The organism is Agrobacterium sp. S7/73, assembly GCF_019355535.1.
GTDB lineage: Bacteria > Pseudomonadota > Alphaproteobacteria > Rhizobiales > Rhizobiaceae > Agrobacterium > Agrobacterium tumefaciens.
This window is the reverse complement of the sequence record NZ_CP072137.1, coordinates 704,510-726,935: the sequence shown is the minus strand read 5'-3', so window position 1 is coordinate 726,935 and position 22,426 is coordinate 704,510. Positions and strand designations below refer to the sequence as shown.

The 22,426-nt window shown below is 57.7% G+C and carries 18 protein-coding genes and 1 tRNA gene; 8 read left to right on the top strand and 11 right to left on the bottom strand.

The features are described from left to right. Positions 1–48: 48 nt before the first annotated feature. Positions 49–1,377, bottom strand: coding sequence for a hypothetical protein (locus tag J5276_RS18245; RefSeq protein ID WP_065704370.1), 1,329 nt, complete (start codon positions 1,375–1,377; stop codon positions 49–51). A gap of 470 nt (positions 1,378–1,847) precedes the next feature. Between J5276_RS18245 and J5276_RS18240 the strand changes: the two genes are divergently transcribed. From J5276_RS18240 to J5276_RS18225, 4 genes are all read left to right on the top strand, one after another. Beyond that, positions 1,848–3,083: a glycosyltransferase family 4 protein gene (locus tag J5276_RS18240; RefSeq protein WP_019564824.1), complete on the top strand. Its 1,236-nt coding sequence runs from the start codon at positions 1,848–1,850 to the stop codon at positions 3,081–3,083. A 161-nt stretch (positions 3,084–3,244) separates the two neighbouring features. Then, positions 3,245–4,732, top strand: coding sequence for a lipopolysaccharide biosynthesis protein (locus tag J5276_RS18235; RefSeq protein ID WP_065704368.1), 1,488 nt, complete (start codon positions 3,245–3,247; stop codon positions 4,730–4,732). After that, a complete protein-coding gene (locus J5276_RS18230; RefSeq protein ID WP_065704366.1) occupies positions 4,717–6,042 on the top strand; it encodes a polysaccharide pyruvyl transferase family protein in 1,326 nt (441 codons plus the stop codon). The genes J5276_RS18235 and J5276_RS18230 overlap by 16 nt, the downstream gene beginning before the upstream one ends. A 9-nt stretch (positions 6,043–6,051) precedes the next feature. Further along, a complete protein-coding gene (locus tag J5276_RS18225) occupies positions 6,052–7,269 on the top strand; it encodes a glycosyltransferase family 4 protein (RefSeq protein WP_065704364.1) in 1,218 nt (405 codons plus the stop codon). A gap of 54 nt (positions 7,270–7,323) precedes the next feature. Here J5276_RS18225 and J5276_RS18220 read toward each other — a convergent pair whose 3' ends face one another. From J5276_RS18220 to J5276_RS18210, 3 genes are all read right to left on the bottom strand, one after another. Continuing rightward, entirely contained in the window at positions 7,324–8,115 is a 792-nt protein-coding gene (locus tag J5276_RS18220) for a metallophosphoesterase family protein (protein WP_065704362.1), read from the bottom strand. 239 nt (positions 8,116–8,354) lie between these two features. Further along, the gene (locus J5276_RS18215) at positions 8,355–8,960 is read right to left on the bottom strand and encodes a transglutaminase-like cysteine peptidase (RefSeq protein ID WP_174012041.1); all 606 of its coding nucleotides are present in this window, start codon (positions 8,958–8,960) and stop codon (positions 8,355–8,357) included. Positions 8,961–9,108: 148 nt separating this feature from the next. Next, on the bottom strand, positions 9,109–9,411 hold the full coding sequence (locus J5276_RS18210) for a hypothetical protein (RefSeq protein ID WP_065704358.1): 303 nt from the start codon (positions 9,409–9,411) through the stop codon (positions 9,109–9,111). A gap of 321 nt (positions 9,412–9,732) precedes the next feature. Between J5276_RS18210 and J5276_RS18205 the strand changes: the two genes are divergently transcribed. Further along, positions 9,733–10,290: an HNH endonuclease gene (locus tag J5276_RS18205; protein ID WP_003511248.1), complete on the top strand. Its 558-nt coding sequence runs from the start codon at positions 9,733–9,735 to the stop codon at positions 10,288–10,290. Between the two features lie 29 nt (positions 10,291–10,319). Here J5276_RS18205 and J5276_RS18200 read toward each other — a convergent pair whose 3' ends face one another. Both J5276_RS18200 and J5276_RS18195 read right to left on the bottom strand, forming a co-directional pair. After that, positions 10,320–10,835, bottom strand: coding sequence for a disulfide bond formation protein B (locus J5276_RS18200; protein ID WP_065704356.1), 516 nt, complete (start codon positions 10,833–10,835; stop codon positions 10,320–10,322). 266 nt (positions 10,836–11,101) lie between these two features. Next, positions 11,102–11,186: transfer RNA gene (locus J5276_RS18195), tRNA-Leu, on the bottom strand. 294 nt (positions 11,187–11,480) lie between these two features. Between J5276_RS18195 and uppQ the strand changes: the two genes are divergently transcribed. Further along, the gene (uppQ, locus tag J5276_RS18190; protein ID WP_003511246.1) at positions 11,481–12,122 is read left to right on the top strand and encodes a polysaccharide biosynthesis GNAT family N-acetyltransferase UppQ; all 642 of its coding nucleotides are present in this window, start codon (positions 11,481–11,483) and stop codon (positions 12,120–12,122) included. 63 nt (positions 12,123–12,185) lie between these two features. On the opposite strand, the gene J5276_RS18185 is transcribed toward uppQ, so the two are convergent. The 5 genes from J5276_RS18185 to secA form a co-directional block, all read right to left on the bottom strand. After that, complete coding sequence (locus tag J5276_RS18185; protein ID WP_003511245.1) at positions 12,186–13,457, bottom strand: GNAT family N-acetyltransferase; 1,272 nt, start codon at positions 13,455–13,457, stop codon at positions 12,186–12,188. Positions 13,458–13,465: 8 nt separating this feature from the next. Further along, positions 13,466–14,881 (bottom strand): Wzx-type polysaccharide biosynthesis protein UppV, encoded by a 1,416-nt coding sequence (uppV, locus tag J5276_RS18180; protein WP_003511244.1) that lies wholly within the window; start codon positions 14,879–14,881, stop codon positions 13,466–13,468. Positions 14,882–14,938: 57 nt separating this feature from the next. Continuing rightward, positions 14,939–16,141, bottom strand: a complete 1,203-nt coding sequence (locus J5276_RS18175; protein ID WP_080801467.1) for an acyltransferase family protein — start codon at positions 16,139–16,141, stop codon at positions 14,939–14,941. Positions 16,142–16,222: 81 nt separating this feature from the next. After that, positions 16,223–17,116 (bottom strand): DMT family transporter, encoded by an 894-nt coding sequence (locus tag J5276_RS18170; RefSeq protein ID WP_065704351.1) that lies wholly within the window; start codon positions 17,114–17,116, stop codon positions 16,223–16,225. A 149-nt stretch (positions 17,117–17,265) separates the two neighbouring features. Next, the gene (gene secA / locus J5276_RS18165; RefSeq protein ID WP_065659718.1) at positions 17,266–19,974 is read right to left on the bottom strand and encodes a preprotein translocase subunit SecA; all 2,709 of its coding nucleotides are present in this window, start codon (positions 19,972–19,974) and stop codon (positions 17,266–17,268) included. A 243-nt stretch (positions 19,975–20,217) separates the two neighbouring features. Here secA and J5276_RS18160 point away from each other — a divergent pair, with 243 nt between their 5' ends. Together J5276_RS18160 and argJ are read left to right on the top strand one after the other, a co-directional pair. Next, positions 20,218–21,081, top strand: a complete 864-nt coding sequence (locus tag J5276_RS18160) for a peptidylprolyl isomerase (protein WP_013761725.1) — start codon at positions 20,218–20,220, stop codon at positions 21,079–21,081. 92 nt (positions 21,082–21,173) lie between these two features. After that, positions 21,174–22,415, top strand: a complete 1,242-nt coding sequence (gene argJ / locus J5276_RS18155; RefSeq protein WP_065704349.1) for a bifunctional glutamate N-acetyltransferase/amino-acid acetyltransferase ArgJ — start codon at positions 21,174–21,176, stop codon at positions 22,413–22,415. Positions 22,416–22,426: the final 11 nt, after the last annotated feature.

The following is a 22,426-nucleotide window of genomic DNA, read 5'->3' as shown; positions in this document are numbered from 1 at the left end:
ACACGATATATAAAATTTGTCGGCCGGAAATTTTCGCCCGCACGCCGTTCAGAAAACCTCCAGCACCGTAAGCTGGTCGCTGACGGAAAGCCGGTATTGCCCACCTTCCTTTGCGATCACCCGCTGGCTTACGGAACCGTCATCGCCGAACCGGTGCGCGATGACTTGGCTATGCGGGCCGGTTACCGAAAAGGCCGTTGCACGTTCGGCTGGCGGATTTTCGATCCGCGCCGGCCATTGCCAGCCGCGTATGCCAAGCCACACCGGGGCGAGCAGCGCGCCGTCTGGTCTTGTCAGGCGCAGGGAAAACCTTTCGGAATCATCGTTGAGGAAAGCGAGGCTGCGTTCCGCTGGCTCTGTTTGCCGACTTGCCTTGCAAAGGGCAAGAAGGGCACGAACGGCCCCGTAAGCAGGAGTCCGGCTCAGATCGTGGCGCAGCAGGCCGAAGGACGATTCCGGATTTGTCTCGTCTTCGGCAAAGCTGGAGACCATTTCATAGATGTAAGCCCGGCGGATGCCGCTGATGAAGGACCACAGGAGCGTGCGCGGCATGTAGCGCGCCTTGATGCCTTCGGTGACGGGAAAATGGAAGGTCTTTGGTTGCAGTGAGGTGTGGTACCCGATCTCAGTGGCGAGCACCGGCCGGCCGGCTGCTATATGCGCCGAGGCCGCGACAGATTTGGAGAGCGCCCCCGGCCCAGTGGTTTCGGGATGTTCCATTCCGGCGTAGGGGTGAATATTGCCGAAGTCGCATACGTTCTGCAGGTTTAGCGCCAGCGCCGTATTCGCCTGGATATAGCTTGGCGCGACAAGCGGTACGTTGCTCACGGCCGGAGTTGAGCGGATCGTTGCAAAAAGTGCAGCCTGATGCTCTGCCGAAATGCGCGGCGCATTGGCCGGGTCTTTCGTCAACGTCGGTTCATTGCTGCCTTCGAAAACTTCGATGCCGCCGTCGCACCAGTCGTAGAAATCGGCAATCCTGTTCAGTGGCGTTGAGACGTAGGGGTTGAGATCGTCGTAACAGATGATCGTGAGGCGAACGTTGGCCGCCACAATCCTGCGCAGGCGCTGGAAAGCCGGGCTGTTGCGGCTGTCCCTTGCGGTAATCAGTCCCTCGTCACGCAGGTGGCCCACACCAAGGGCTTCCAGTTCAGGCAGGATGCGCTCGAAGCTTTCCGGATAAATGCCGTTCGTGCGGGCGAAATGGCCACACACGCCCACACTGTCCAAAAAGGCTTCCGTGCTGGCCGAAAAAACGGATTGAGTCTGCGCGAAAGCGGGGCGCACACCCGTGGCGGCAACCAGTGCGAAAGGTGCGGCTGAAAGCAGGCCGCGCCGTGTCAGGTGGCCCATGGTGATCGGCTGTTTTCCGTTCATCTGCGTCTCCTGGTCATTCCGGCGAGATTATAAAAAGCAGCCGCGATCATATCGGCGGCGCCTCTCAAGATGTCAGATTGTCCTGGAAGTTTTTGGCATCTTCATTCGCCATCAAATCCATGTTTCTGAAATGAAATAAATATATAAATTAATGATATTATATGCGGACGAAACAGAATTCACCGCTTCCGCCCGTACGTTTTTTCATATGAGAATGAAGCTAACACGGGACAGGTTCTTTTCGCAACACGGCATGACTTTTGTCGCGCCGCGAAAAAAAAGCACTTGAAATGCCGTCAGTTCCCGTGCTTTTTGAAAGTGGATTTTTGGTTATTCATATTTTCAAGCGTTAAATCTGCTCTGCCTTTTGTGTTTTTTGCACATGTCTCATTGGTCCCGGAGTATCCGGCAACATGGGCGAGGCCAAGCGGAAGTCATAAATTTTCGATAAGGAAATAGAGCGTATCCGTATGCGAATTCTCCATCTCAGCAGCCTTTATCCGCCGCATATCGTTGGCGGGTGCGAACGCTCGGTCGAACATCTTGCCGAGGAACTCGTCTCCATGGGGCATGAGGTCGGTGCCGCCTGCATAGAGCGGCAGGCCGAACCCAAAACGGTGCGCAATGGCGTCAGCGTCTACCGCATGTTCCACAATAACGATTTCTGGCTGGAGGACTGGCCACAATATACGCCGCAGCAAAGGCGTATGCAGAAGATCAAGCAGCAATGGAATTTCAACGTCGAGAAGCAGTTCGAAGCCGTTCTTGACGATTTCAAGCCGGATGTTCTCAATACGCACTCGCTGCTGGATGTGACGACGCTGGTGTGGCGGGCGGCGCATAAACGCAACATTCCGATCGTCCACACGATCTGCGAATATGATCTTCTGTGCGGTAACGCCGCCATGTTCAAGGGCGGCAAGCCCTGCGAACACATCCATCTCGGCTGTCAGGTGGTGAATTTCACCAAGAAATTCACGCAGCGCTACATCGGCGCGGTGGCAAGCGTTGGCACGGAAATCCTTAAAACCCATGTCGATCACGGGCTTTTCCATCACCTGCCGGAAAGCATGCGCCGTGTGATCTTTTATTCCTGCACGGTTCCGGAGGGCGACCCGGTCGCACGCAGGCAGATCGACCGAACCGGCAAGCCGATGACCTTCGGCTATATCGGCCGCATCAACACGGAAAAGGGTGTCGGCAACATGGTCGATGCCTTCAGGGAAATCGGCCACGGTAACTGGCGCTGTCTTGTTGCCGGCCATGCGATGGACGATTCCATCGAACGCTTCAAGGCCCAGGCCGGCGACCTGCCGATCGAGTTCGTCGGCTGGGCAAAGCCGAAGGAATTCTTCGAAGAGATCGATGTGCTCATCGTTCCCTCCTTCTGGGCTGAACCTTCGCCGCGCACCATCTACGAGGCTTACGCGATGGGGGTGCCGGTCATCGGCGCGGCCTCGGGCGGCATTCCGGAACTGATCGGCGAGACTAACCACGACTGGCTGTTCGAACCGGGCAACGCCACGGACCTTGCCGCACGCATTCGCCGGGTGTTGACGCTTTCGCGCGAGCAATTGCCGACGGAGGCCGATTTCGGAAATATCGTCGAGGAATCCACCTCGCGCCGGGTGGGTGAGAACTATGTGAAGCTCTACGAGGACGTGCTGGCGAAAAGCAGGGAAAGCCGAACCTTACGCGCATCTTAGACCGGCAACGGACCGGGTCCGTTGCAAGCGTTTCTTCCAAGGAAAGAGCACATGGTAGAAAGCAATATCGGCAAAGTCCGTTTCCCCAAGCTGGACTTCGATCGTTTTCTGGCCGCTGCGGTGGTCGGGCTGTCACGACCGGCTTTGCAGGCGGCAGGTTGATGGCGGAGCAAAGTTCGATAGGCAGCGCCGCGATAACAGGCGTTTTCTGGTCCATCGTCCAGAACTGGGGTGGAAAGCTTTTTACCTCCATTCTTTTCATCGTTCTTGCCCGGTTCCTCAGCCCCACCGACTACGGCATGGTCGCTACGGCGGGCCTGGTTCTGATGCTCATCCAGATGCTGTCGGAGTTCGGTTTCGCAGATGCGATCGTGCAGAAACGAAATCTGGAGCCAAGCGACGTCAATCTGCCATTTTATGTGTCCGTTGCGCTGGCAACGGTGTTTGTCATCGTTGTTTGTCTGCTGTCGCCCAGACTGGAAAGCTGGTTCGAGGTGGAAGGGCTGGCACCGATCATCGTGGCAATCTGCATATTGCTGCCGCTGAATACCGCCTCGCTTTTTCAGGAAGTCAATTATCGGCGTGCGCTCGCGTTCAAGCCGCTGGCAATAAGATCCTTCATTTCGAATATTATCGGCGGTGGCGTTGCGATTGCTTTCGCCATCATGGGCCTGGGCGTCTGGAGCCTCGTCGTTCAGACTTATGTTGCAACCATTGTGACGCTGATCTGGCTCTGGCGCAAACCGCACTGGCTTCCGGGCACCACGCTCAAGCCCGACACTTTTTTCGAATTGCTTCGCTTCGGCTCGTCGGCTCTCGGTCTGCGCATCGTGGATTTCGGAGCCACGCGGCTTATCGACGTCATGATCCTGGGGCGTTACGGGGTTGCTCTCTTTGGGCTCTACACCGTCGGCAGCAGGCTCTATCAGCTTCTCATGCAGCTGCTTCAGGCGGCGCTATATGATGTTTCGTTGACGGTGCTGTCCCGCATATCGCACGAGCGGGAGCGCATGGCGGAACTGTACAAGCAATCCATCACCATATCTTCGATCTTTTCGACACCGATCTTCGTGCTCTCCGCTGCGTTGGCGCCAGAGATCTGCAACGTCCTGTTCGGCGCGCAATGGCAGGGTGCCGACGCGGTTGCGCGGCCGCTGCTGCTGCTGGGTGCATTGCAATGCGTCCAGTTTCAAAACGGCCCGTTTCTGTCCGCACGCGGCAGGCCGGATAAGGTGCTGATTGCCGGGACGGTCAAGGCAATCTCTACCATCCTGTTGATATTGCTTGTCCCGACGGAAAACATCCGGGAAATCGTCATCGTGTTTGTCTTCGGGCAGCTCACTTCGACGCCTTTCACATTTTATTTTGTCGCCCGGGAACTCGGCATCAAGCTGTGGAGAATTTTCCTCCTGCTTTTGCCAAGCTTCGGTTCCAGCGGTCTCTGCTTCCTGCTCGTTCAGTGGATGCGACCTGAAGTTAAAATGCTGGGTGCGGGCGACCTCGTATCCGGCATCCTGCTCGGTGGTATGTTCGGCGTCGCATATCTGTTGCTTTTGGCTCTGACCGCGAGAAGCGAGGCCCGGTCCGCCATCGCCCTCATCATGAGCAAAATCGGTTCTCGAAAGGAAAGAAAATGCGCAAGCTCGTGAAAAAAATACTCCCTGCACTACTGCGTCGGAAGCTGGTGCAATATAACGAGCGGCGCAATCTGGATAATGCGGTCCAGCAACTCTTCAATGATCTGCAAGAGCTGAAGCACAGTATCAAGCCTATCAACGTCGGAGATCGGCTGAACCGGCTTTTGATCGTGGCTGGTGATCCCATCACCCTGTTCGGTTCCGCCGGCGATGACGCGATGATCACGGCGACCGTGCAGAATGCGCGTGCGAGCAATCCCAATGTCGAGATAGACATCCTCGTCGACGGAACGAATTTTGGCGACTCTGCTTTGCAGAGAGGCTTTGTTACCGTCGATATCTTTGGAAAGCCTGACTTCATCCAGGCCCTTGCCCAGCAATTCGCGGTGCGGAAGTACGATTGCATCGTCGTTGTCGGTGCCGACGTGATGGATGGCTATTATCATCCGCTGGTCAGCGCAAAACTTCTGGCAAGCGCTGATCTGGCTGCCGCCGCCGGGATCAAAAACGTTATCCTCGGTTTCAGTTTTAATGAAACGCCGCACCCCGCTTTGGCGAAGTTCTACAGCTCCCTTCATCCGGGGGTGTCGCTCAATGTGCGTGACGTTGTTTCCCTCGAGCGTCTGAACGCCTTTGCCACGGCCAAGGCGGCACTGGTTTCCGATTCTGCATTTAGTCTTGTCCCATCGGAACCCGATGAAGATACGATCTCGTGGATCGCGCGAAAGCGCGCCGAGGGATACAGGGTCATGGGCTTCAATCTGCATCCTATGCTGTTCAAGAATGCGGATAGCGCGCAGATCGCGGCGATCATCAGGCGCGGGGCAGAAGCACTGGAGTTCGTTGCCGATGCAAGACCGGTCTGCTGGCTGGTCATTCCGCATGACTACCGGAAAGACGTGGGCGATCAAGCCTGCCTCAAGGCCATTACCGAGCTTGCTCCATCTTCACAGACAGACAGGGTTCGATATCTGGATGGCAGATGGCCAGCCCCGGTTTTAAAAGGCGTTGCCGGTAAACTCGATGGCCTCGTCAGCGGACGCATGCATCTTGCGATCGCTGCGCTGGGCAAGGGCGTTCCTGTGATATGCATTGCGTATCAAGGCAAGTTCGAAGGGCTGTACCAGCATTTCGGTCTCTCCGCGGCTGAGCTGCTTTCGCCCGCCAAGTTCCATACGGATGATGGCATCAATAATGCCTTGATCAATTTCGTGGATCAGGCCGATGAGATTCGCGAAAAAGTCGGGAAAAAGCTGCCTGAAATTCTGGACCTTTCCAAAAGGAATTTTCAGGTGTTCGAGACCTTCGCCAAGCAGCCTTGAGTCATTTTCATGAAAGTCGCTTTTGTTTCCGTATTCCCTGCCGTTCCCGCCAACGAGGGTGCGCGGAACAGGATTCTCCAGCTGACACGCGCCGTGCGTAGCCTCGGACATGAAGTGCATTTCGTCTATGTCGATACTCCGATGATAGCTGATTTCGATCCCGCGGCCCATGAAGTCGAGTTTGGGGCCGGACATATGCACGTCGTGTCCAGGGAAACATGCGGGTTTGCAGCACGGCTCATCGACGACTTCAGGTTCGAGATTGGGTTGACCGCATTTCGAACCCGTCGGAAAATTCAACGGCTCCTTGGCCGCGACAGCGGTTTCTACAATTACCTCGACGAGTTCTATTATCCGGAAATAGGCAGGCAGGTCCTGGATCTTCAGCGGCGACTCGGGATTAACGCCGTTATCGTCGAATATGCCTTTCACTCGAGAGCTTTTCTTGGGCTGCCGGATGATGTGCTTCGCATTCTCGACACGCACGATTCCTTCGCCGATCGTCACAAGGCGTTCGTGAACACGGCCAACAGATTTGGGTACTGGTTCTCGGTTCCGCCGGACGTGGAATGCAAGGCATTCCGCCGCGCCGATGTCGTTGTCGCCATACAGGAAGAAGAGGAACGTTCGTTCAAGCAGCGGCTGGCAGGAGAGCCGCCGGTGGTTGAAACGGTGAGCCATATTCTGGATCTCGGCCAGAGAGTGGAAGACTTCACTTCCGCTGATTTTCTGTTTCTCGGTTCAGGCAACGACGCGAACGTCATTTCTCTCAATAGTTTCCTTCACAATGTCCTGCCTTTGGTCAGGGCGGCCCGTCCGGACATTCGCCTGGTGCTGGCAGGCAGCATATGTGGAAAGGTCGAGGACATGGAGGGGGTTCTCAAGCTTGGCCGGGTGGAGAACTTGAAGGATGCGTTCACGCGCGCGCCACTTTCCATCAATCCCATCACGCTTGGCACGGGCATCAATATAAAACTGCTTGATGCTCTGGCTGCGGGTGTCCCAACGATCAGCACCCAGACGGGTGTGAGGGGGCTTTCAGAAGGATATCGTGGTGGCGTGATTGTCGTTGAAGATGGAGATCATCAGGCCTTTGCCAATGCCATTATGAGGCTCTCTTCCAGTCGGGAGCAGCGGCAGGAATTGGGAAACAATGCGTTCCTTGACGCTGTCGAATGGAACCGCCGGCAAATGACGGTGCTCGGCAATATTCTGAAGGGCAAATAAATCGCGATTGTGATGCGTCTGGCTGGTGCAACCTGATCCAACGATGGCAAGCCATCAGGCAATAAGTCGCGGCCCCGCATCCGTGAGCTTTAAAATGGTAAGCCTGCCCGTCGTAAACGCGCCGGTGTCGATGCCGATCCGTTGCGGACCTGTCTGTGGCTCCGGCGCCGGCGTATGGCCGTGGATGATGAGAAGGTCCAGTCCCGCCCCTTCCGACAGGAAGGGTTCCCTGATCCACAACATGTCCTCATCGGTCTGCGCCTCAAGCGGCACCCCGGGTTTGAGGCCAGCATGAACGAAAAAATAGGGTCCCATGCGGACGCAGATAGGCAGGCTGACTAGAAGTTGCCGATGGGCCTGCGGGATCGCGCCAATCAGCGCATCCCTGAACGGCTGGAGCCGCAGACGGCCGTTGTTGATGAAGTAGCTGATATCGACCCCGTAGGACAGAAGCGTCTGGCGGCCGCCGAAATCCAGCCAGTGCATGTTGTCCCGCGGATTTTCGAGGAAATCGCTGAAGAGCTGTTCGTGATTGCCGCAAAGCGAGATGCGGCGCAGGGGCGCCGGCGGTGGTTGCAGCAGATGCTGGAGAACACCGCAGGAATCCCGGCCACGATCGACATAGTCGCCCAGAAGAATAACCAGAGCGGGGGATGGATTGCTTGCGAGATCGGCAAGGATTTTCTGTTCCGCCTGCAAAAGCAGATCGAGGCTGCCATGGACGTCGCCAATGGCATAGATCGGAAAAGACGGAGACTTGTCGCCGAGGTCTATTCTGCGCCGCCTCCGGTCGTCGCGGGGGGCTGGCTGTTTACGACCGCGAATCCAGTTTAGCACTTTAGGCATAGATGCCGATACTGTCTCTCTTGCAAGAGGTCAAGAGTGTTGAAAGCCAACGCCACAGAGCCCGTAAATCCTGGGTCCATGCAACGGCTGCGGCATCAGCCAAAGCCCCGTCGGACAAAGCTATCCGGGGCAGGGAATTGCGAAAGCCGGTGTCGATTTTCGCAAGGCGCGCCGCGGCGATTGAAGAGGAACGGAGCGCCCCTTCCTGTTCGAAGATGACTATCCTGTGCGAGATAGACCTAGAGTTTCAGCCAGACACGCGGGTTTTCGTGTGACTGGATCTTGATCCATTTCAGGTCAACCGCTTTCCAAGGTTTGACGACGTTGGTGCGGTTGTCCAGCACCAGATCGCCCTGGCTGGTGCTGACGACCAGAACGGCGTGGCCTATGCCGGTAGGGGTGCGGGCGGTGGCAATGCGCAGGGCGCCCGAGGGCCAGCCGGCGCGCAGAAGGCGTTGCCGCTTGGTCACCGCGTAGTCGTCACAGTCACCGCTTGCAGGGTTCAGATTCCATTCGTCCTGTCCGTCCGCTTCGCTTGTATAGATTATCGATGTGTTGATCTCGGCGTTGATGCGCTGGAGTTCCGTGCGCTTCTGCTTGGTCAGTTCGACCGTGTCGCGATCGCCAATCCGGACACATTGGTCGGCGGCGTCGTCGCAAAATTTTGCGAAGGCGATGGGTGCAATTGTCGGGCGGCTTGTCGTCATGAACAGGCTGGGACGCGATGCGGTCGGGTTCTCCGCCAGGCCCGCAAGCGGGGCGGCCGATGCCATTGTCGCGATGCTTGCCGCCGCACTGACGGCAACTGCCAAAGTCTTTGCCAGACGGATTTGTCTCTTCGCCATGTCTCTGCCTCTGCCCGGTTGTTGTCTCTTGTGCATGGCAACATAGCGACCCTTCGTTGCGGGCCGTTTAAGTCGATAGATTGCTTTTTAGCGAAATCCAATTTTATTAAAGCGAGATAGAACAGCGGGGAAACCGGTGAGTTTGCGCTTACTTGCAGCGGGTGCGGCCCTCGGCATCTATGATACATGTCCGCTGTGGCACAGCGTTTCGGTACTCACGCCGGGTATCGGTTGAGTTGCTGCGACTTGCCGGCGGCCGGTCGTAATTGCGGTAGACCTCGAAATTGCGCCCGCCGATCGTTCCCTGCGCACCGCCACGGCCATCCGGCCTGACTTCGAAATTCTGATATTCCTGGGCAGAAGCGGAAGCGGGCAGGCCCATCAGCACGGCAAAGGCGCCAGCCGCCAGGCCCTTCCATAACGCTGCCGTTTGGTGCCTGCGCGAGATCATGGCCGTTTCCTTCCCTCGACAGAACGATAGATACGCATTCTGCTTTCCCAATCGTTCGTCGCGTTGACTATATCACTGATCTCGCATTGAGGGTGAGAACGAATATAGCGTTCGTCGGCAGGCGAATCGCTTCGGTACCGCTGGGGGCATCACCAGATAGTGGCCAGACGACTATCTCGCCGCCCGATTGTCCGGAACGCAAAAAAGACGTTTTTAGAGCTGAAAAATTAAGCTCTTCTCCGCTGCATTTATGGGCTTCACAATCCTGTAACAACGGACCTAATATACAAGTGCAGATGCCGAATCGATCAGGAGAAGCCCTTGACGATTGCAGTTTCACCACAGGCCCTGCCGGCGCTCGTTCTGAACGCAGACTACAGGCCACTGAGTTATTATCCCTTGTCGTTATGGTCCTGGCAGGACGCGATCAAGGCCGTCTTTCTAGACCGTGTGAACATCATTGCAGAATATGATCACGCGGTGTCGTCACCCAGCTTTTCCATGCGGTTGCCGAGCGTCGTCAGCCTCAAGACCTACGTCCAGCCCACCCGCAACCCCGCCTTCACACGCTTCAACGTGTTCCTTCGGGACAAGTTCGAATGCCAATATTGTGGCACGCGGGACGACCTGACCTTCGATCACGTGATTCCCCGCGCCCATGGCGGCGAAACCACGTGGCACAATGTCGTGGCGGCCTGCTCTCCCTGCAATCTTAGAAAAGGCAGCAAGCTTCCCAAGCAGGCGGGCATGTTCCCGGCGCAGAAGCCCTTCCAGCCGACGGTTCAGGACTTGCACAATAACGGGCGGCTGTTCCCGCCCAACTACCTGCACGAAAGCTGGATGGACTATCTTTACTGGGATACCGAGCTGCAGCCCTGATCCTGAGGACTGCAACGCGGCTTTTCCGTTTAACGGCTTTTCCGGCTCGCGCCAAAAAAGGCAACCGCCGCAAGCGCAACGCTTGCAATGACATTCCAACCGGCAAACGAAAGGCCGAGCACCCGAAGTGCAGCGTCGTTGCAGGAGGGTGCCTTAATGGCATTCAGATTGCCAAGCAGGTCACCGGCATTGGTGGTGATGGATGGCGCACCCGTGGCGCAGGTGATAGGCCCTGCCCAGAAACCCCATTCCACACCAGCGTGATAAACACCAAGCCCGGCGCCGATCAGCATCGCCACGCCAATGAGGGCGAGAAGCAGCCGCGTGATCTGAATCGGCAGCTTGAAGATGCTGGTCGCTATGGCCAGAATACCCAACGGAATGGCGTAGTAATAGGGATCGCGCTGCAAAAGGCACAATGCGCAGGGCGTATAACCGCCAATATGCTGGAAACCGAGGGCGGAGCCGACAGTAAAGATCATTCCCGCCGTTACGCCAAGAGCGGCGAGCGTGCGGCTATTGTCGGCGGTTGTTGCAGTGGCCATAATGTTTTCCCCAAACTTCACGAAGAAGCAGATATCCCGAACGGGCTTTCAAAAAGGCGGGCGTGATGGCGAAATTAAGTCGCCGGTTCAACGGTGTATTCCCGGATTCGTCTAATCCAGTCCTTTGCATCTGGCAAATGAAAGCCCGGTAATATTCGAGGGGCGAATGAGCAAAGTTTCGTGAGTGTCTTGATGGCCGCGAAGCAATCGACCGGTCTTTCTGAAAGACCGGAATAAAACGAAGAAAATCAATGCGGTTTTGGAAATGGTACCCCAAGCCGGGATCGAACCAGCACTCCTTGCGGAACCGCATTTTGAGTGCGGCGCGTCTACCAATTCCGCCATTGGGGCAACGGTGGTAATGCCACGGCGTCTATCACGGCCAATGGCATGCGTGCAACCCCAAAGCTGATTTTTCCTGTCTAATGACGTGCGTTTGCAGCCTTCATTTCAGAGCTTTTACCGGGCGGGGATGAAAGGAGAGTGGCGTTTGTCCGTCCCGTATCGGTACACCGACGGTTGTGGCGTTAAAGCAATATTAGATACCACTAATAAATTAGAATATACACAATTGCTAATTGAATTATGATGTTTGCGTGGAGTTCCACGCGGGGCGGGAGAAGCCAGAACTCATAGGAGGAAATTATGAGGGCGCTTTCTCGCAATTTGTTACTGTCTGCCTGTCTGATTTTACCGGTCAACGCCCACGCGCTGGATATCGGGATTGGCGGTGAGAACGGGGTGAATGCCAGTGTGGGCGGCAATGGCAGCGGTGGGCTCGGTGTCGACGCTTCCGTTGGTGGCAGCAATGGCGTCAATGCCAGCGCTGATGTCGGCGGCAGAAGCAGTGGCGGACTGGGCGCGGATGTCAACGCGTCGGTCGGTGGCAGCAGCGGGGTCAATGCGGATGTCAACGCATCCGTCGGCGGCTCGAGCGGTGTCAGTGCGGGCGCCAATGCTTCGGTTGGCGGCTCCAGCGGCATCAATGCCAATGTTGGTGCGAATGTGGGCGGATCGAGCGGTCTTGGCCTTGGTGTCGGGCTTGGCATCGGCGGCTCCAGCTCGCCAGGCAATCCGGGGAACCCCGGCAATCCGGGCAATCCTGGAAACCCCGGCAACACGGGGCCGGTATCGCCCGGTGGCATGCGCAATGCCATACAGGCCTATAACGACATGTCGCGAAACGAGCAGATCAAGCTTGCCCGTCGTTGTGTCGATATTCTCGGCGGCGGATATGACGCCGCACTGACGCAATTGTGCAAGATGATTCGGACGGCCTCGCGCTGACGCAGCGTTAGCCCCGTGCATAGTCCGATACCAAACCGAAGGATGCTGCGGCATCCTTCGGGATTAACTGTTCTTGCGCCCGAAGGAGAGGATTTTCTGGCGCAGGCTGCGGGCGAGGTTGCGGGTGTTGCGATACATGTCCACCTGCGTGGAAACCTGTCGCACGTCACGGTCGCTGTTCTGCGCAAGCCCGACGACAAGAGTGCCCATTTCCTGCCGTTCCTGCCAGAAGCGGCTCATGATCGGATGATCGGGCACTGCGCAGCTGTCGCTGCGCAGAATATTGGCGTCGTCCAACTGCCAGTCGGTCAGTTTCTGCACCAAAAGTTTGCCGGGTGAAAACCGCGAATAGGATTCGTCAAAGGCGGTCTTCCACGTATAGGCCTCGCCAGCCGTCATGAAGACGATCATGGAGGCGATGGCACTGCCATTGAGATCGATGGTGTGAATGCGCACTGCATCCGCTTCGGCCAGATTTGTGATTGCCTCGCGGGCGAAGGCTGCGCGATAGCGGTCATTCACCAGCGCGCTGCGTTTGCGGCCTTTCCAGCCACTCGCTTCCAGCGCCAGGAATTCCTCCATGCGGTAGCGTATGTCCTTCGGTTGCCGGGTAACGGTGTAGGAAAGGGCCCCGAGTTTTTCGAGCTGTCGCCACTGCCTGCGCATTTCCCGCAAATGATGTGGCGCAAGTGAATTACGCAGATAGGCTTCGCCGTCTAGAAGGCTCTCCAGCATCGGCCGCTGATAGTTACCAGTCGTCGTCACCGGCAGGTTGCGGCTGATTGCTATGGCCTTGAACATCCGGGCAAAAGGCCCTTCAAGCCGTACATCCGGCAGTACCAGAACATTCGGCAGGCGCATTTCCCGGTCGGAAAGCGCATCGAAAAGATTGTCGAGCGTCTCTGCGGCACCTTCGGTATCGACCAGCGGTGTACCGAGAGGGCCGAAGGGGTTGGCCCAGCCACGGATGATGGAGGGACCGATGGAAAAACCCGGCTTTTCCACCGTGAAGGGCATCAGAAAGCGCATGCGGCTTCTAGCGCCGTTCTCGTCGCGAATAAGGGCGAAGCGAACGGACTTGTCATCGATACGCGGCATGGCGGGCGCAAGAAGCCGCCCTGTGAAGAAGACATTTGCCTCCATGACGCGGTTGGACAGGAAGTCGAGTTCTTCCTGCATGTCGTAACCGAGCCGGCCAGGATAGATGCAGAATTCGCGGCCGTCGCGTCCCACGCGCCGGCTGCTGTCGGCCACGGGGCGGTCACGCTCCGTAGACGCCATCAGCGCAGCGATGCGCGGGTCCTGAAAATCCGGATTCTTTGGGTCGCTGGACATGCTTATCGTTACACCGCCTTCCCAGTGTCTTGACCCGCCCGGGGATCGTTGAAGGCAAAAAGGACGATCCCGAGTGTGCGGCGAATGGCAATATGCAATAGCACAGCTTCTATACACATTGCTATCGCGACAGCTGCCGCAGCGCCTGTCAGACCATAGACCGGAATCAACACCATGTTGAGTATAATGTTACAACCGAAGATAATAATATAAAGAGCTACGCACAATTTTTGTTTGCCGGCCATATTCAGCAGCGTTTCTCCCGGGCCGATCAGTGCTTTTGCGAGGAAGCCGGCAAAGAGGAAGAACATCAGCTTGTAACCCTGTACGAAGCCGGGACCGAACAGGGACAGCAGAAACGGCCCTGCCAGAAGCACGAGACAGCCAACGGCAAGCGATGGCCAGAAGGCCCAGCGCGCCGCCTGGCTGGCGAACCCGGCCAGCCCCTGCCTGTCATTGGCAGCAATGAGCGCGGCCAGACGTGGGGCCGCAGCCGCCTGCACGGAAAAAAACACGAATTGCATCAGCACGATGGTTTTTGCCGCGGCAAAATAGATGCCGACCTGATCCGGCGGCAGATATAGACCGACGATTACTACATCTGAATTGGTCATCAAAAAACCGATGCCGTCGATCAGGAACATCGGAAAGGCAAACCGTATCCACGGACGGAAATGCACCCTGCGGGCAACGCTGCGGAAATGCCGGTTGAGCCGGCGGTTCATGAACACGAAGTGGAAAAGCGTTGTGACATAGGTGGCCAAAAGGGCCGCAAGCATCGCTGTCGTCGCGGTTTTTTCCGCGCCGAGACGGATCGCCACCAGCATGAACAGCAGGATCAGCACCGGGCGGATGATATAGGTGGGGCTGAGGGCTGAAACCGCCCAGCCGTTGGCACGAGCTGTCCCGTTCAGCACATCGCCAAGCGCCACCATCGGCAGGGTGAAAAGCGCCAGCGAAACCGGAATGAGGTAATAGGCGGAGATGCGCTCGCCGAAGAAATACAGGAAGACGAAACCGAAAAATGCAAGCGCGCTGGCCGAAAGCATGGCGAAGAGGCGCGCTGTCGAGGTCAGACCCATGATCTTGTCGTGGGCATCCTCCAGGCGGTAGCCGGGCAAAAAGCGGATGACGGTGGTGTGAAAGCCGAGACAGGAGAGGTTGCCGAACAGGATGACCAGAACCCAGACAAAGGCGAACAGGCCATATTCGAATTCGCCCATCAGGCGGGCAAGGATGATCTGGGAGATGAAAGCGATACCGGCACTGATGATGCGCACCGCAAAGGCGACGAGCGCCATGCGCTGGGCCCGGGAGACATCGTCTCTGCCGGAAACGACGACGGCGATTTTTGCCCCCAGCGGCGCCAGTTTAGCGCGCAGGCCTGCGGGTAAGGCTTTTTCCGCCGTGTTGAGGATAGCCATAATCCACACGCCATCATTTCCAGTTGAGTAGGCAACTGGATTATAAGCACCTTATCATTAACGAAGGGTTTGGGAGACAGGCACCTGTGTGCCGATATTGGCCACCTGCCTCGGTTTGCGGATCCCGTTGAAGAGAAAAAGGGCAAGCGGACTACGGCGTATCGCCTGATGCAGCAGATAGGCCGTTATCGTGGTGGCGACGACGATGATGGCGAATTCCAGGATCGGCGGCAGCGAGATCAGGATGAAGAGGGTGCCGAAGGCATAAATCAGCGGGTGGTGAACCAGGTAGATGGTGAAGGAAGCGTCGGTCATTCTCCTGGCAAGCCGGCTTGGCCGGTCGAAAAAGCGGCAGGCGATGTCGATCAGCAGACGGCTTGCCGCCACGGCGGCGATTGCGGAGACGAGTACCAGCAGGGCCGAGTTCGAAAAAGGATATTCCAACCGCAGCGTGACCGCTGCCGCGATCCCGGCAAACGCGATGACGCCCGTGAGGATGCCCGTCTGGCGGAAGCGGTGAAAAAGAGCCCGGTCGCGATGAAGCAAAGCCCCGATAAGGAAGAACGGTACGTAACGCGCGTAAGGGTCGGAGGCCCGTTCATAGAGAACGAGAAGGCTGTTCCCATTTTTGCCAGCAAGCAGGCCCGAACCATAAACCGTCAGCTCCCATAAAACAGGGAAGGCGCAGAGCGCTGCGAAAAACGCGGCTGGATATTGACCCCGCATCCTGCCGAACCAGTCTCTTACATAGGCGAGGGGCGGGCGCCCCGCCAGAAATAGCAGGCCGGCAAGCAGACCCGAATAGGCGATAAGGGCGGGTAGGAACCATAGATGCATGATCCATTGCTCACCCGGAAGCAGCAAATCCGGCAGGTTCGCGAGCAGCCGGTCGGCGGGAATATCACCTTTGGCGATACCCGCCAGTTTCAGCAGGAAAAGCTGCGATGGCCCAAGCAGGAGCACGGCCACGATGAAAGGGACGCCAAGGCGAAGGAAGCGCTGTCTGAGCCATGGCATCTTGCCCTTCCTGCCGATGACCATGGTGGAAAAATAGCCGGCCACCAGAAAAAACGAAGGCATGCGGAAGGTGACGAGCGCTGCCCCAAGCGCGGTCAGGACTGGGCTGGTCTCGAAATCCTTGATGTCCCAGGGCAAAGCATAGCTGTAGAGCAGGGAGGCGTGATAGGGTATGCCGAGCAGCATGAGGAGTGCCCGCAACGGGTCCCAATAATGCTCATAGTCTGATTTGCCCGGTTGCATTTTCCCCTCGCGTGACGAACGCGATCCCGCCTGATCCGTAACGATCAACACGACTATTGGTGGAAAACGCTAATAAACCCTTCATGCACCCGACGGGGTGGGCGGGGCCTTTTTCTTGGGCATGAGGTCAAGCACCAGTGCGCAGCCCAGAATGATGATGCCGGCACCGAACAGCTGGGGAAGCGACAGGGGTTCGTCGAGCACCAGGGCGCCAACAAGCACCGCCACAACGGTGACGGCAAATTCCACGCTGATCGCCTTCGTTGCGCCGATCGAGGAGACCAGCTTGAAATAGGTGATGTAGGTCAGGCCGCTCATGACGACCGCCTGTATCAGAAGATAACCGTAATCGACGAGATCGGGCGTTCCGGGCAAGGGCACAGCGAAAAGAAGCGGTAAGGTCATCAGGCCGCCTGTCAGGAAGGAACCGATGGTTATTTCCCAGGATCCAACCCCCTTGAGGTGCAGGCTCGCAAAATTGCTGCCATAGGCGGCACAGATGCAGGCGGCGACAGCGGCAGCACAGCCAATGACAAAGCCGGATGTGACAGGAACGGCGGGAAAACCAACGAGCAGGACGATGCCGGCAAAGCCGATGACGAGACCGGCAATACCCTGCCGCGTCAGGCGTTCCAGACCCCAAATCTGCGAGATCAGCATTGAAAAAAGCGGGATGGTCGCCACCAATATGGCTGCCATCGCAGTGCCGATCTGAGGCGTCGCGTAGGACAGGCCGATTAGTTGCCCGGCGACCGTCGTTGCGCCGACGATTGCGAAAGCGCGCCAGCTTGCGGAGAATACCAGCTTCCGGCGTGCCGCACGCGCAATGAGAAAAAGTGCTACAGCGGTTATGAGCGAGCGAAGCGTGACTGCGCCAATCCAGCCGAAGGCTGCGACGACATGTAGAAGCAGCAGGAAAGACACGCCCCACGTAATCGCGAGAAAAATATAGGCGGCAAGATCGCGAGGGGCCATGAAAGCAGTTTCCGCAGGATGATCCGGCTCCCATATGGAAAGTGCCGATACCAGTCAACACCCCGACCAGCAGCAATGATCCTGCCCAAACAAAATCGCCCGTAACGCAGGTTACGGGCGATCGATTGCTGGCATAAAGCCCTGGCCTTTTACGCCTGTTCGTAAACGCCGTGGCAGTGCTTGTACTTCTTGCCCGAGCCGCAGGGGCACATTTCGTTGCGGCCGATACGGCCCCAGGTGGCGGGGTTGTTCGGGTCGCGGTCCTCGGCCGGTACGAAAGCGACCGGCACGCCCTGCGCCATCTCATCTTCCCCGGTGACGGGGTCGAGGTGATGCGCGGTCATTTCCGGCAGCTCCGGCTGCTGCGGTTCCTGCTGCACCAGTTCCACGCGCATCAGCTGCGCGGTGACGGCTTCACGCAGGTTGGTAAGCAGCGACTGGAACAGCTCGAAGGCTTCCGCCTTGTATTCCTGCAATGGATCGCGCTGGGCGTAACCGCGGAAACCGACGACGGAACGAAGGTGATCGAGGTTGACGATGTGTTCGCGCCACAGATGGTCGATTGTCTGAAGCACGACCGAGCGCTCGACATAGGTCATGATCTCCGGGCCGAAACGTTCCGCACGTTCAGCGGCGTATTTGTCCGCGGCCTCGGTAACGCGCTGAAGAATGTCGTCCTCGGCGATGCCCTCTTCCTTCGCCCATTCCTCCACCGGCAGGTCGAGGTTCAGGAACTGGGCGATACCGGCCTTGAGACCGGAGATATCCCACTGTTCGGCATAGGCATTTTCAGGAATATGCTTGGTGACGAGCGCTTCGATCACTTCGTGGCGCATGTCAGCTGCGGTTTCACCGATATTGTCGGATTCCATCAGCTCGAGGCGCTGCTCGAAGATGACCTTGCGCTGATCGTTCAGCACGTCGTCATATTTCAGCAGGTTCTTGCGGGTCTCGAAGTTACGGGCTTCGACCTTCTTCTGGGCGCGTTCCAGCGCCTTGTTGATCCACGGATGGACGATGGCCTCGCCGTCCTTCAGGCCGAGCTTCTGCAACATGCTGTCCATGCGCTCGGAACCGAAGATGCGCATCAGGTCGTCCTGAAGCGACAGATAGAATTTCGAGCGGCCGGGGTCGCCCTGACGGCCGGAACGGCCACGCAGCTGGTTGTCGATACGGCGGCTTTCGTGGCGCTCGGTCGCGATGACGTAGAGACCGCCGGCGGCAAGCGCCTTTTCCTTGAGAACCTTGATCTCGGCGCGGATGGCCGCTTCCTTCGCATCACGCTCCGGACCCGGCTCCATGCCTTCCAGCTCGCGCTCCAGACGCATCTCGACGTTGCCGCCGAGCTGGATGTCCGTACCACGACCGGCCATGTTGGTGGCGATGGTGACCGCACCGGGAACACCGGCCTGCGAAACGATATAGGCTTCCTGCTCGTGGTAACGGGCGTTCAGAACCTGGAAATCGGTAAAGCCGGACTGGCGCAGCATGTGGGCCAGAAGCTCGGATTTCTCGATGGAGGTCGTGCCGACGAGAACCGGCTGACCACGATCATGCGCCGCCTTGATCTCGGCGATGATGGCAAGGAACTTCTCTTCGCCGGTACGATAAACCTCGTCGTCCTCGTCGATACGCTGGATCGGCAGGTTGGTCGGCACCTCGATGACGTCGAGACCGTAGATGTTGCCGAACTCTTCCGCTTCCGTCGACGCCGTACCGGTCATGCCGGCAAGCTTTGCATACATGCGGAAGTAGTTCTGGAAGGTGACGGAAGACAGCGTCTGGTTTTCCGGCTGGATCTGCACCTTTTCCTTGGCTTCCAGCGCCTGGTGCTGGCCTTCGGAATAACGGCGGCCCGGCATCATGCGGCCGGTGAATTCGTCGATGATGACGATTTCGTCGTTGCGGACGATGTAGTCCTTGTCGCGGGTGAAGAGCTTGTGGGCCTTCAGCGCATTGTTGATGTGGTGAACGATGGCGACGTTTTCGATGTCGTAAAGCGATTCGCCCTTGAGCAGGCCCGCCTGCCGCAGCAGGTTTTCAAGCTTCTCGGTGCCGTCTTCGGAGAAGTTGGCCGAACGCTGCTTCTCATCGATTTCGTAATCTTCCGGCGACAGAAGCGGAATGAAGGCGTCGATGGTGTTATAGAGATCGGAGCGGTCGTCCAGCGGGCCGGAGATGATAAGCGGCGTGCGCGCCTCATCGACCAGAATGCTGTCCACTTCGTCGACGATTGCGTAGTTGTGGCCGCGCTGCACCATCTGGGCGCGATCATATTTCATGTTGTCGCGCAGATAATCGAAGCCAAGCTCGTTATTCGTGGCGTAGGTGATGTCGCAGCCATAGGCCTCGCGGCGCTGGTCGTCATCTAGCCCGTGTACGATCACACCGGTCGTCAGACCGAGGAAACGGTAGAGCTTGCTCATCGTGGCCGCGTCGCGCTGGGCGAGGTAGTCGTTGACGGTAACGACATGCACGCCCTTGCCGGCCAGCGCATTGAGGTAGACCGCAAGGGTCGCCACCAGCGTCTTGCCTTCACCGGTCTTCATTTCGGCGATGGCGCCCTGGTGCAGGATCATGGCACCGGTCAGCTGCACATCAAAGGGTCGCATGTGTAGAACACGGCGCGACGCCTCGCGGGCGACGGCAAAAGCCGGGATCAGCAGATCGTCCAGCGATTTGCCGTCCGCAAGCTGCTGGCGGAACTCCGCCGTCTTTGCCGCCAGCGCGTCGTCGGAAAGAGCCTTGGTGGCTTCCTCCAGCGCATTGATGGCTGCGATCTTGCTTTTATAGGAGCGGACGCGGCGTTCATTTGCCGAACCGAACAATTTGCGGGCTATTCCGCCGAGGCTGACCATCTTACTGGCCCTTTCTGAAATTCCGTTTTCGCAGGCGGTTTTTTCCATCACGCCGATTTAGGCAACAAATGACGGACTTCGCCCTTCAACGTATCTGGACGCGAGGTTGCGTGACAGATAAGAGGGGGGGCAAATGATGTCAACGGTTCTGCCCGTTACAGAATGGCCACAATCCGGTGTTTGGAAGTTTTTTCAGAGCCGGAAACCATGTCTGGAGCCGGCATTGTCCCCGAAAGGTTCAAAATGTTGCGCTATAATAAAATTGCGGCTGCGGTGATTGTGGCCACGCTCGGCCTCCAGTTTCCTGCCTTTGCACAGGAAGACAAGGTTGTCGCCAAGGTTGGCGATCTGGAAATCCACCAGTCCGAACTCGACCTTGCCATGGGCAATCTCGATCCGCAGCTCGCACAGCTTCCCGACGAGCAGAAAAAGGTCGCAGCCCTTTCCGGCGCGATCGACGTCAAGCTTCTCGTGAAGAATGCCAGCGCCGAAGGTCTGGAAAAGACCGAAGACTTCAAGAAGCGCATGGAGTTCATTCAGGACCGTGAGCTGCACAACGCCTATTTCCGCAAGCATGTGGTTGACGCTGTCACCAATGAAGAGGTGAAGGCGCGCTACGACAAGGAAGTCGCAGCCTTGCCGAAGGAAGAAGAAATCAAGGCAGCCCATATTCTGGTTGCAAGCGAAGACGAAGCCAAGGACGTCATCAAGCAGCTTGATGCGGGCAAGGATTTCGCAGCACTTGCCAAGGAAAAGTCGACCGACTCCAACAAGGATGATGGCGGCGATCTCGGCTGGTTCGGCAAGGGCCGCATGGTTCCGGAATTCGAAGAGGCCGCTTTCGGTCTCGAAAAGGGCGCCTACACCAAGACGCCTGTCAAGACGCAGTTCGGCTTCCACGTCATCAAGCTGGAAGACAAGCGCATCGCACCGCCGCCGGCTTTCGAGCAGGTCGAGCCGCAGGTTCGTCAGCTTGTCATGCGTGACAAGTACGTTGCCCTCATCGAGAAGGCAAAGGCTGACCAGAAGATCGAAATCATGGATGAGACGCTGAAGAAGGGCTACGACGAAGCCACGAAGGAACAGCAGGCACAGCCGCAGCAGTAATAAAACCATGTTACGGGGCGGCCACAGGCCGCCCCGCTTCATCTCAGGCACTTTCAAACCTTCCCCGTTTCCAGAATCTCAGGCGCTTTCCCATGTCCGTTGCCGTTTCCCCGCTCGCTCCGAAATCCTATCCCGACATGCCCGCGCTGCGTGGTGTTCGCATGGCGACGGCTGCCGCCGGCATCAAGTACAAGAACCGGACCGACGTTCTGTTGATGGTGTTCGACAAGCCGGCAAGCGTGGCTGGCGTTTTCACAAAATCGAAATGCCCCTCGGCCCCCGTTGATTTCTGCCGCGCCAATCTCGGCGGTGGCGTGGCGCGCGCCGTGGTGGTCAATTCCGGTAACGCAAACGCCTTTACCGGCGTCAAAGGCAAGGCCGCGACCGAATTGACGGCGAAATCCGCAGCCGCTGCAGTCGGCTGCTCTGAAAATGAAGTGTTTCTGGCATCGACCGGCGTAATCGGCGAGCCGCTTGATGCCACCAAGTTCGCCGGGGTTCTGGGCGACATGCAGGGCATGGCCGAAGCCGATTTCTGGCAGGAAGCCGCCAAGGCAATCATGACGACCGACACTTATCCCAAGGTCGCGACCCGCACGGCCGAAATCGGCGGTGTCGTGGTCACCATCAACGGTATCGCCAAGGGTGCCGGCATGATCGCGCCCGATATGGCGACGATGCTTTCTTTCGTGGTTACGGATGCCGATATTGATCCGGCCGCGCTGCAATCACTGCTTTCCGCCGGTGTCGGCCCGACCTTCAATTCCGTGACTGTTGACAGCGACACCTCCACCTCCGATACGCTGATGTTGTTTGCGACAGGTGCGGCGGCTGAGGACGGTCAGGTCAAGGTGACGCGCACCGATGACGAGCGGCTTTCCTCCTTCCGCGCCGCCTTGAACGATCTCCTGAAAGATCTGGCCCTGCAGGTGGTTCGCGATGGCGAAGGCGCACGCAAGATGGTCGAAGTCACCGTTACCGGCGCGGAAAACGATGTCGCTGCCAAGAAGATCGCCCTTTCGATTGCCAACTCACCGCTGGTGAAGACCGCGGTTGCCGGCGAAGATGCAAATTGGGGTCGCGTCGTCATGGCTGTGGGCAAATCCGGTGAAATGGCCGACCGTGATCGCCTTGCCATCTGGTTCGGCGGCGTGCGCGTTGCCGTCAATGGCGAACGCGATCCGGATTATTCGGAAGCGGAAACCACCGCCGTGATGCGGCTGGAAGACATCCCGGTGAAGGTTGACATCGGTCTCGGTGAGGGCAAGGCCACCGTATGGACGTGCGACCTGACCAAGGAATATGTTGCGATCAACGGCGACTACCGGAGCTGACCGTTGGAGCC

Coding starts and splice junctions, on each gene's coding strand:
- uppQ (WP_003511246.1), top strand. CDS start 11,481: ATGAGGGCGCTTTCTCGCAATTTGTTACTGTCTGCCTGTCTGATTTTA.
- J5276_RS18215 (WP_174012041.1), bottom strand. CDS start 8,960: ATGGCGAAGAGACAAATCCGTCTGGCAAAGACTTTGGCAGTTGCCGTC.
- J5276_RS18210 (WP_065704358.1), bottom strand. CDS start 9,411: ATGATCTCGCGCAGGCACCAAACGGCAGCGTTATGGAAGGGCCTGGCG.
- secA (WP_065659718.1), bottom strand. CDS start 19,974: ATGGTCAGCCTCGGCGGAATAGCCCGCAAATTGTTCGGTTCGGCAAAT.
- J5276_RS18200 (WP_065704356.1), bottom strand. CDS start 10,835: ATGGCCACTGCAACAACCGCCGACAATAGCCGCACGCTCGCCGCTCTT.
- J5276_RS18240 (WP_019564824.1), top strand. CDS start 1,848: ATGCGAATTCTCCATCTCAGCAGCCTTTATCCGCCGCATATCGTTGGC.
- J5276_RS18225 (WP_065704364.1), top strand. CDS start 6,052: ATGAAAGTCGCTTTTGTTTCCGTATTCCCTGCCGTTCCCGCCAACGAG.
- J5276_RS18160 (WP_013761725.1), top strand. CDS start 20,218: ATGTTGCGCTATAATAAAATTGCGGCTGCGGTGATTGTGGCCACGCTC.
- J5276_RS18245 (WP_065704370.1), bottom strand. CDS start 1,377: ATGAACGGAAAACAGCCGATCACCATGGGCCACCTGACACGGCGCGGC.
- J5276_RS18185 (WP_003511245.1), bottom strand. CDS start 13,457: ATGTCCAGCGACCCAAAGAATCCGGATTTTCAGGACCCGCGCATCGCT.
- J5276_RS18175 (WP_080801467.1), bottom strand. CDS start 16,141: ATGCAACCGGGCAAATCAGACTATGAGCATTATTGGGACCCGTTGCGG.
- J5276_RS18220 (WP_065704362.1), bottom strand. CDS start 8,115: ATGCCTAAAGTGCTAAACTGGATTCGCGGTCGTAAACAGCCAGCCCCC.
- J5276_RS18230 (WP_065704366.1), top strand. CDS start 4,717: ATGCGCAAGCTCGTGAAAAAAATACTCCCTGCACTACTGCGTCGGAAG.
- uppV (WP_003511244.1), bottom strand. CDS start 14,881: ATGGCTATCCTCAACACGGCGGAAAAAGCCTTACCCGCAGGCCTGCGC.
- J5276_RS18235 (WP_065704368.1), top strand. CDS start 3,245: ATGGCGGAGCAAAGTTCGATAGGCAGCGCCGCGATAACAGGCGTTTTC.
- J5276_RS18170 (WP_065704351.1), bottom strand. CDS start 17,116: ATGGCCCCTCGCGATCTTGCCGCCTATATTTTTCTCGCGATTACGTGG.
- argJ (WP_065704349.1), top strand. CDS start 21,174: ATGTCCGTTGCCGTTTCCCCGCTCGCTCCGAAATCCTATCCCGACATG.